Source organism: Streptomyces sp. SAS_281, from assembly GCF_052542855.1.
On record NZ_JBMNDO010000006.1, the window covers coordinates 101839 to 110899 of the forward strand.

7 protein-coding genes are annotated in these 9061 nt (G+C 70.7%); 2 read left to right on the forward strand and 5 right to left on the reverse strand.

Annotation, left to right across the window (positions count from 1 at the left end; genetic code table 11):
• Window positions 1–15: 15 nt before the first annotated feature.
• Genes ACN6LM_RS04455 through ACN6LM_RS04465 form a run of 3 tightly spaced genes read right to left on the reverse strand, consistent with a single transcriptional unit; the run spans window position 16 to window position 3147 of the window.
• A complete protein-coding gene (locus tag ACN6LM_RS04455) occupies window positions 16–930 on the reverse strand; it encodes a carbohydrate ABC transporter permease (protein WP_445063941.1) in 915 nt (304 codons plus the stop codon).
• Window positions 927–1841, reverse strand: coding sequence for a carbohydrate ABC transporter permease (locus ACN6LM_RS04460; RefSeq protein WP_445063942.1), 915 nt, complete (start codon window positions 1839–1841; stop codon window positions 927–929). Before ACN6LM_RS04460 ends, ACN6LM_RS04455 begins: the two co-directional genes overlap by 4 nt.
• A gap of 16 nt (window positions 1842–1857) precedes the next feature.
• Window positions 1858–3147, reverse strand: a complete 1290-nt coding sequence (locus tag ACN6LM_RS04465) for an ABC transporter substrate-binding protein (protein WP_445063950.1) — start codon at window positions 3145–3147, stop codon at window positions 1858–1860.
• A 263-nt stretch (window positions 3148–3410) separates the two neighbouring features.
• Here ACN6LM_RS04465 and ACN6LM_RS04470 point away from each other — a divergent pair, with 263 nt between their 5' ends.
• Window positions 3411–5447, forward strand: coding sequence for an NPCBM/NEW2 domain-containing protein (locus ACN6LM_RS04470; RefSeq protein WP_445063943.1), 2037 nt, complete (start codon window positions 3411–3413; stop codon window positions 5445–5447).
• On the opposite strand, the gene ACN6LM_RS04475 is transcribed toward ACN6LM_RS04470, so the two are convergent.
• The gene (locus ACN6LM_RS04475) at window positions 5437–6396 is read right to left on the reverse strand and encodes an ROK family protein (RefSeq protein ID WP_445063944.1); all 960 of its coding nucleotides are present in this window, start codon (window positions 6394–6396) and stop codon (window positions 5437–5439) included. The genes ACN6LM_RS04470 and ACN6LM_RS04475 overlap by 11 nt on opposite strands.
• Before the next feature lie 175 nt (window positions 6397–6571).
• On the opposite strand from ACN6LM_RS04475, the gene ACN6LM_RS04480 reads away from it, so the two are divergent.
• Complete coding sequence (locus tag ACN6LM_RS04480) at window positions 6572–7600, forward strand: LacI family DNA-binding transcriptional regulator (RefSeq protein WP_445063945.1); 1029 nt, start codon at window positions 6572–6574, stop codon at window positions 7598–7600.
• A 9-nt stretch (window positions 7601–7609) separates the two neighbouring features.
• On the opposite strand, the gene ACN6LM_RS04485 is transcribed toward ACN6LM_RS04480, so the two are convergent.
• Entirely contained in the window at window positions 7610–8908 is a 1299-nt protein-coding gene (locus ACN6LM_RS04485; RefSeq protein ID WP_445063946.1) for a DUF6986 family protein, read from the reverse strand.
• Window positions 8909–9061: the final 153 nt, after the last annotated feature.

A 9061-nucleotide genomic window follows, 5' to 3' on the forward strand; every position in this document is an offset into this window, starting at 1 on the left:
CGCCGGGCACCCCTCTCACCCCTTTCCGGACCCCAGCGTGAGTCCGGCGATGAAGTGCCGCTGGAGCAGCAGGAAGACGACGAGGGTCGGGAGCGCCACGATCACGGAGCCGGCGGCGAGCAGGTTGTAGTCCGTGAAGAACTGTCCGCGCAGGTTGTTCAGCGCGGAGGTGATGGGCAGTTTGTCGCCGTCGGAGATGAAGACCAGTGCCCACAGGAAGTCGTTGTACATCCAGGTGAACTGGAGCGTGCCCAGCGCGGCGAGCGCCGGGCGGCACAGCGGCAGGGTGATCCGCCAGAACCGCGTCCACACCCCCGCCCCGTCCACCACGGCCGCCTCCAGGATCTCCGGCGGGAGGGTGCGCATGAAGTTGGCCAGGACGAAGACGCAGAAGCCGATCTGGAAGCCGATCTGCACCAGGATGACGGCCCAGAAGGAGTCGAACATCGTCATCGAGTCGGACATCCAGTACGGCAGCGGGATCCGGTTGAAGACGACGTACAGCGGGGTGACGATCACCTGCTGCGGGAGCAGGTTGCCCGCCGTGAAGAGCATCAGCAGGACCAGCCCGCCGCGCATCTTCAGCCGGGCGAGCGCGAAGGCCACGAACGAGGCGAGGAACAGGGTGATCAGGACGCCCGGCACCGCGATGATCAGGGTGTTGACGAAGTACTTCGTCATGCCGGAGTCGGTGAACGCCTGCCGGTAGTAGTCCAGGGAGAGATGGCGCGGCAGCGAGAAGTAGCCGTACTCCGAGGTCTCGTCGTACGGCCGCAGGGACGCGTACACCGCGAGCAGCAGCGGGGCGAGGAAGGCCAGCGAGACCGTCATCAGGAAGGCGTGCACACCGAGTCGCCCCGGGCGGAGCCGACGGCGGGCCCCGGCAGGGGCGGCCGGGACCGCACGGGTGGTCTGCTGCGTGGTGGTCATCGGTCTTTCTCCCCTCGGAGCTCCTGGACCAGGTATGTCGCCACGAATCCGAGGGAGACCGCCAGCAGGACGACGGCGATCGCGGAGCCGAAGCCGATGCGGCTGGCCTCGCCGATGATGTTGTCGGTGACGAGCACGGACAGCAGTTCGAGGCCGTTGCGGCCGTGGTTGACCGCGTACACGATGTCGAAGGCGCGCAGCGACTCGATCACGGTGATCACGCCGACGATGACGTTGACCGGCCGCAGGGTCGGGAAGACGACGCGGAAGAAGGTCTGCGCCTCGCTCGCCCCGTCGATCGCCGCCGCCTCCTTGAGCGACTGGTCGACGGCCTTGAGCCCGGCGAGGTAGAGGATCATCACATAGCCGGTGTGGCGCCAGGCGGCGGCCAGCAGGACCATCCAGATGTTGAGGTCCGGATCGCCGAGCCAGTCCGTCGGGGTCTCCGTGTCGCCGATGACCGCGTTGAGCGCGCCCTGGTCCCGCGAGAACACGAGCTGGGCGATGAAGCCGACCACCGCGAGCGAGAGCACGACGGGCATGTACAGCGTGGACTGGTAGAACCGGCTGAACCGCACGCCCCGGTCGATCAGCACGGCCAGGAGCAGCCCGAACGGGGTGGCGACGAGGCCGAGGAAGGCGAGCCAGAGAAGATTGTGCCGGGCGGCCGGCCAGAACTGCGGGTAGTTCGTGAACAGGTTCACGTAGTTGCGGGTCCCGACCCACTCGATGTCGCCGATCCCGTCCCAGCTGGTGAACGAGAGGACGACGGAGGCCAGCGTCGGGCCCCAGACGATGGCGAGGTCGAGCAGGACGGGCAGACCGAGCAGCACACCGAGCACGACCAGGTCGCGACGGGTGTACCGCCGCGTGCCCCGACGTCCGGTGCGCCTCCCCGAGATGAACGGCACGGTGGGTACTCCCGGTTCAGTCCGAGGCGAAGATGGACTTCTTCTGCCGTTCGATGTCGTTGACCAGGCCGTCCACGTCGCCGGGGCTGCTGATGAACTTCTGGATCGCGGGGATCATGACCGTGGACGCGAAGTCCGGGCGGGTGTCGCGGTCGAGGAACTGCGAGATCTGCTTGGCTCCCGAGACGAGTGCGACGGCCTTCTTCTGGATCGGGGTGTACGTGGAGGTGTCCGCCTCGTCGCTGACCGCGATGTTGTTGGGGTCGCCCTTGAGGTAGATGTCCTCGGCCTTGCCGGTGGCGAGCCACTTCAGCAGGTCCTTGGCGCTCTCCAGCGTCTTCTTGTTCTTCAGGTTCTTGGACTTCTTGGCGAGCAGGAACCCGTCGATGGGCGCTTCCACGGCGTCCTGGCCGTGCTCGGGGTTGATCACGGGGAACGGGAAGAAGTCCAGGTCGGCCTGTTGGTCCTTGGGGAACTGCTGCCCGGGGTGCGGCAGGCCGAGCACGGTCATGCCCGCCTCGCGCTTCTGGAGACTGGTGGCGGCCTCCTGCCAGGTACGGCCGTTGGCGCCGGGCTGGCAGTACGGGAGGAGGCGCCGCCAGGTGTCGAAGACCTCCCGGACACGCTTGTCCGTCCAGGCTTCCTCACCGGCCATGAGGCTCTTGTGGAATTCGTATCCGTTGGTGCGCATATTGATGTAGTCGAACGTACCCATGGCGGGCCAGCCGTCCTTGTCGCTGAACGCGATGGGGTCCAGCTTGTCCTTCTTCATCTCCTTGGCGAGCGCCACGTACTCGTCAAGGGTTTTGGGCACCTGATAACCGCGCTCCGTGAACAGGCTCTTCCGGTGGAAGACGGCCCACGGATAGTAGTAGTACGGGGTGAGGTACTGCTTGCCGTCCTCGCCGGTGGACTGGTCCTTCAGGGCCTCGGAGAACCCCGTGTAGTGCTGCCAGTTGTCGCTGATGTCGTACAGCAGGCCCTTCTTCGCGAAGAACTGCATGCGGTACCCGGCGAACCACATGAAGACATCATCGGGCTTGCCCTGGAGATAGCGGTTGATGTTCTCCTGGAAGGTGTTGTGGTCGACGGTGTTGACCTCGACCTTCCGGCCGTCCGACTGCTCGGCGTACGCCTTGAAAGCGTCGGCGAACGCCTTCTTGGGAACGGGGTCGGACCCGTTCGATCCCAGGGTGATGGTCTTGCCGTCCCCGCCGGGGCCTCCGCCGCACGCGGCGAGCAGGGCGGGAAGCGTGACCGCGCCGGCACCGAGCGCCGCGCCTCGCAGCAGGCTCCGCCGGGACATCCGATGTCCCGCGACGCTGCCGGGCAGATCCGATCTGTTGTACGAGTGTGCCATGAGCCCGTCCTCCGGAAGGCAACCGAACACAACCGAACGTGCGCTTGGATCACACCCCCAACAAGGGGCGCAGTCAAGGGTTTTGACGAGATGTGGTCGACGGGGCACGTGCCCTCTTCCAACAGAGTTCAACACGCTCTAACGTATTCGCTCGTCTTGGCGTGTGCATGTCGCCGCCTGATCCGGCACGAGTACGGAGGAACGTAACGATGCGTCATCTTCCAAGCCGTCCCACCCGAGCGATCCGCCCCAGAGTCCTCGGAGCCCTGGCCGCCGGCCTCCTGTGTACGGCGGGGGTCGTGGCTCCCGCCGCCGCGCACGCCCCGGCACCGGCACCGGCCGCCGGGATCCGGGCCGCGAACGGACTGGCCCTCACCCCGCCCATGGGCTTCAACAACTGGAACTCCACGCATTGCCGCGCCGAGTTCGACGAGGCGATGGTCAAGGGAATCGCCGATATCTTCGTGGAGAAGGGCCTGAAGGACGCCGGGTACGAGTACGTCAATCTCGACGACTGCTGGGCGGTTCCGGAACGCGATGCGGAAGGAAAGCTGGTAGCCGATCCGGTGCGCTTTCCGCACGGCATCAAGGCGGTCGCGGACTATGTGCACGCGAAGGGCCTGAAGCTGGGGATCTACACCAGTGCCGGCACCAGGACCTGCGACAGCGTGGGTCTTCCCGGCGCGCTCGGCCATGAATACAGCGACGCCCGGCAGTTCGCCGACTGGGGCGTCGACTACCTCAAGTACGACAACTGCAACAACCAGGGAGTGGACGCCAAGGAGCGCTACACGACGATGCGGGACGCTCTCGTCGCGACCGGCCGGCCCATCGTCTACAGCATTTGCGAATGGGGACAGAACAAACCCTGGGAATGGGCGGCCGAACTGGGCAATCTCTGGCGCACCACGGGCGACATCAACGACAGCTGGGGCAGCATGCTGTCGATCATGAAGCAGAACCTCCCGCTCGCCGCCGCGGCCGGCCCCGGGCACTGGAACGACCCCGACATGCTGGAGGTCGGCAACGGCGGGATGACGGACACCGAGTACCGCACCCACTTCTCGATGTGGTCGGTGATGGCGGCGCCGCTGCTCATCGGCTCCGACCTGCGCACCGCCTCGCAGGAGACGTTCGACATCCTCTCCAACGAGGAGGTCATCGCCGTCGACCAGGACCCGCTGGGCCGGCAGGGAGAGGTGCTCTCCTCCGAGGGCGGGCGCTGGGTCGTCGCCAAGGAGATGAAGGACGGCTCCCGGGCCGTGGCCCTGTTCAACGAGACCGGCAGCGCGCAGCGGATCTCCACCACGGCCGCCGCGGTGGGCCTGCCGCACGCCTCCGGGTACACCGTCCGCGACCTGTGGGAGCACACCACCCGCAACACGGCGGGCGCCCTCTCGGCGACCGTGCCCGCACACGGCACCGTGCTGCTGCGCGTCGCCGCCGGCCACCGGTGGGCGGCGCACCCGCCGGCCGTCGAACTCGCCCTGGAGGGCAGCCCGCTGATCGAGGCGGGCCGCACCGCCGCGCTGACGACCGAGGTCACCGACCTGGGCCGCACGCCCGCGCTCACGGTGTCCGCCGCGCTCACCGGCCCGGCCGGCTGGCGGGTGGAGGCCGCGTCGGCGACGCGGACGGCCGCGCTGTCCACCGGCCGCGCGCTGGCCACCCGGTGGCGGGTGACGGCCCCCGCCGGAACGGCCCCCGGCAGCTACGACCTGACGCTCACCGCCCGGTACGGCTCCCCCACCGGCGAGCGGATCCGGTCCACCGTCCCGTTCCAGGCCCATGTGGTGGTCGCGCCCCCGGCCGGCGGCGGCTACCTCAGCGACCTGCCGCAGCTCAGCGCCTCCAACGGCTACGGCCCCGTCGAGACGGACACCAGCAACGGCGAGAGCGCCGCGGGCGACGGCCACCCGCTGACCATCGGCGGCCAGGTGTACGCCAAGGGGCTCGGCGCGCACGCGGCGAGCAGCGTCGAGTACTACGCGGGCGGCGCGTGCGGCACCGTGACGGCGCAGGTGGGAGTGGACGACGAGAAGGGCACCAAGGGCAGCGTGACCTTCGAGGTCTGGGCGGACGGGGAGAAGGCCGCCTCGACCGGGACCCTCACCAACGCGATGGCTCCGCAGCCCCTCTCGGCGGACGTGACCGGGGCCCAGGTCGTCCGGCTGGTGGTCACGGACGCCGGCGACGGCGTCGACTCGGACCACGCGGACTGGGGGGACCTGCGGATCACCTGCTGAGCGGGTCCGCGAGCGGCCGGGCGGTGGTGGCCAGCGCGGCCGCCGCCGCCCCGACCAGGCCCGCGTCGTTGCCCATGACCGCGGGTACCACCGTCAGGTGCTGGACGAAGGACAGCGTGGCGTACCGGCGCAGGGCCGTGCGCAGCGGGGCGAACAGGAGGTCGCCCGCCCCGGCGACCCCGCCGCCGATCACCGCGATGTCGATCTCGACCAGGGTCGCCGTCGCGGCGATCCCCGCCGCCAGGGCCTGCGCGGCGCGTTCGAAGGAGGCCACGGCGACCGGGTCGCCGGCTCGCGCGGCGGCCGCGACGCCGACCGCTGTCGCGTCGCCGTCCGGGCCGGGCCGCCACCCGGCGTCCAGCGCGCGGCGCGCGATGTTGGGGCCGCTCGCGATGCGCTCGACGCAACCGCGCGCGCCGCACGGGCAGAGGTCGCCGTCGAGGTCCACGCTGATGTGCCCGATGTGGCCGGCGTTCCCGCTGGGACCGGGGTGCAGGGCGCCGCCGAGGACGAGCCCGCCACCCACACCGGTCGAGACCACCATGCACAGCGCGTTGTCATGACCGCGCGCCGCGCCGAGCCAGTGCTCCGCGGCGGTGATCGCGACGCCGTCGCCGACCAGCGTGACCGGGAGGCCGCCCGTGGCGCCGGCGACCCGCTCGACGAGGGGGAAGCGCCGCCAGCCGGGCACGTTGACCGGGCTGACCGTCCCCTCGGCGGCGTCCACCGGGCCCGCGCTTCCGATGCCCACGGCCGTCGCGTCGCCCCAGTACGGGGAGGCGGCCAGATCGGCCAGGACGCCGCCGACCGCCTCCATGACGCGTGCGCCGCTCTCCCGGGCGGGCGTCGGCCGCTGCGCGCGCGCCACGAGCGTGCCGTCCCGGTCCACCAACGCACCGGCGATCTTGGTCCCCCCGATGTCCAGGGCGGCGACGAGGTCGGTTTGCATCGGTGTGGCTCCGGGTGTGTGGACGGGACCTGCGGCTCAGGTGCACAGTCTGCCCAGTCTCCATCCCCTTGACAACGTTGTCCAGGGCCTATGCTCGACGCCACACCCTCCGGGAGCCCCACGGCAGCCGCCGTGGCCCGCCGGGACCGCCCGACCGACGACAGGACAGCGCACCGTGGCCGAGACCGCCCGTCATCCCGAGCCCCGTTACGGCAACCGGCCGACCATGAAGGACGTGGCCGCCCGGGCCGGGGTGGGCCTGAAGACGGTCTCCCGCGTGGTCAACAGCGAGCCGGGGGTCACCCCGGACACGGAGCGCCGGGTGCAGGAGGCCATCGAGGCGCTGGGCTTCCGCCGCAACGACAGCGCGCGGGTGCTGCGCAAGGGCCGCACCGCCTCCATCGGCCTGGTCCTGGAGGACCTGGCCGACCCCTTCTACGGGCCGCTGAGCCGCGCGGTCGAGGAAGTGGCCCGCGCGCACGGGGCCCTGCTCATCAACGGTTCCAGCGCCGAGGACCCGGAGCGCGAGGAGGAGCTGGTCCTCGCACTGTGCGCGCGCCGGGTCGACGGCCTGATCGTGATCCCGGCCGCGGACGACCACCGCTATCTGGAGCCGGAGATCAAGGCCGGGGTCGCGACGGTGTTCGTGGACCGCCCGGCCGGGCAGATCCAGGCGGACATGGTGCTCTCGGACAGCTTCGGCGGGGCCCGCGGGGGCGTCGCCCATCTGATCGCGCACGGCCACCGCCGTATCGGCTTCATCGGTGACCAGCCGCGCATCCACACCGCGACCGAGCGACTGCGCGGGTACCACGCGGCCATGGCGGAGGCCGGGACAACCGTCCAGGACTCCTGGGTCTCGCTGGGCTCCACGGACCCCGGCCGCGTCCGCGCCGCCGCCGAGGCGATGCTCTCGGGTCCGGAGCCGGTGACGGCGCTCTTCTCCGGCAACAACCGGGTGACCGTGACGGTGGTCCGCGTCCTCGCGGACCGGGAGCGGCCGGTCGCCCTGGTCGGGTTCGACGACATCGAGCTCGCGGACCTGCTCGGCATCACCGTCGTCTCCCAGGACCCGGCGGCGGCGGGCCGCACCGCCGCCGAGCACCTCTTCCGGCGCCTGGACGGGGCCGGTCACCCCCCGGCCCGCGTGGTGCTCCCGACCCGTCTGATCGCCCGCGGTTCGGGGGAGATCCCTCCGGCCTGAAGGAGGGCCTCAGGGCGCGGTGACCGTCAGGGTGCCGCGCCGGGGCGAGGCGAAGGCGTCGAGGTCCGCGCGGGTCAGCCCGGTCAGCTCCGCGACCTCCCCGGTGTCCAGGGCGCCGCAGTCGATACCGCGCAGCAGGTAGCCGCTGAGCGCCTTGGCGGTGGCCGGTTCGTCCATCACGTCGCCGCCGGCCTTGGCCGCGTACGCGGCGAGCCGGGCGGCGGCCTGCTCCAGGCCCTCGCGGTAGAACGTGTAGACGGCCGCGTACCGGGTCGGCAGGTGCCCCGGGTGCATGTCCCAGCCCTGGTAGTAGGCGCGGGCCAGGGCGCGCCGCGTGAGGCCGTAGTGCAGCCGCCACGCCTCGTGGACCTGAGGGGTGGGGCCGACGGGAAGGACGTTGGTCGAGCCGTCGGAGACGCGTACGCCGGTCCCGGCGGCGGCGACCTGCATGACGGCCTTGGCGTGGTCGGCGGCCGGGTGGTCGCTCGCCTGGTAAGCGGCGCTGACACCGACGCAGGCGCTGTAGTCGAACGTGCCGTAGTGCAGCCCGGTGGCCCGCCCCTGGGCCGCGTCGATCATGCGGGCCACGGCCGCGGTGCCGTCGGCGGCCAGGATGGACTGGCTGGTCTCGATCTGGATCTCGAAGCCGAGGCGCCCGTCCGGCAGCCCGTGGGCCCGCTCGAAGGCTTCGAGGAGCTGGACGAAGGCGGCGACCTGTTCGGGGTACGTCACCTTCGGAAGGGTGAGGACGAGCCCGTCGGGGAGTCCGCCCGCCCGCATGAGGCCGGTGAGGAAGACGTCGGTGGTACGGATGCCCCGGTCCCGGACGGCGGCTTCCATGCACTTCATCCGGATGCCCATGTACGGGGCGGCGGTGCCGTCGGCGTACGCCTGCGAGACGAGCCGGGCCGCGCGGGCGGCCGCCTCGTCCTCCTCTGCGTCGGAGCGGGGTCCGTAGCCGTCCTCGAAGTCGATCCTCAGGTCTTCGACCGGCTCGCGCTCCAGCTTGGCGCGGACGCGGTCGTGGACCGGTCCGGCCAGCTCGTCCGGGATGCCGAGCACCTCGGCGAGTGCCGCGGCGTCGGGGGCGTGCTCGTCGAGCGCCTTCAGCGCCTCGTCGCCCCAGGTGCGCAGGGTGCCTGCCGTGAAGGTGTCGCCCGGTACGTAGACCGTGTGCACGGGCTGGCGGGTGCCGGGGTCGCCCGGGTAGCGGCGGGCGAGTTCGGCGTCCACCGGGGCGAGGGACGCGCTGATCCCGTCGCTGACCGCACCGGCGAGGCTCGTCGCCACGTTCTCCTGCTGACCCATCGTCCGCACCCTCCACGCTTGGGCTGTTTCCGCTTCCCGGAAACAACAATCCGTATAGTGAAGTTATAAGGCGGTCGCATCCGAGTCAACGGTGACCGGGAACGGCCCGGGGCCGCACGGTGCGTTCAGATCGGAAGAGCACGCGGACAGATC

What these genes read in the sequence shown, in the direction of transcription:
- ACN6LM_RS04455 (WP_445063941.1), bottom strand. Translation starts at nt 930, where the DNA reads ATGACCACCACGCAGCAGACCACCCGTGCGGTCCCGGCCGCCCCTGCC.
- ACN6LM_RS04465 (WP_445063950.1), bottom strand. Translation starts at nt 3,147, where the DNA reads ATGTCCCGGCGGAGCCTGCTGCGAGGCGCGGCGCTCGGTGCCGGCGCG.
- ACN6LM_RS04470 (WP_445063943.1), top strand. Translation starts at nt 3,411, where the DNA reads ATGCGTCATCTTCCAAGCCGTCCCACCCGAGCGATCCGCCCCAGAGTC.
- ACN6LM_RS04475 (WP_445063944.1), bottom strand. Translation starts at nt 6,396, where the DNA reads ATGCAAACCGACCTCGTCGCCGCCCTGGACATCGGGGGGACCAAGATC.
- ACN6LM_RS04485 (WP_445063946.1), bottom strand. Translation starts at nt 8,908, where the DNA reads ATGGGTCAGCAGGAGAACGTGGCGACGAGCCTCGCCGGTGCGGTCAGC.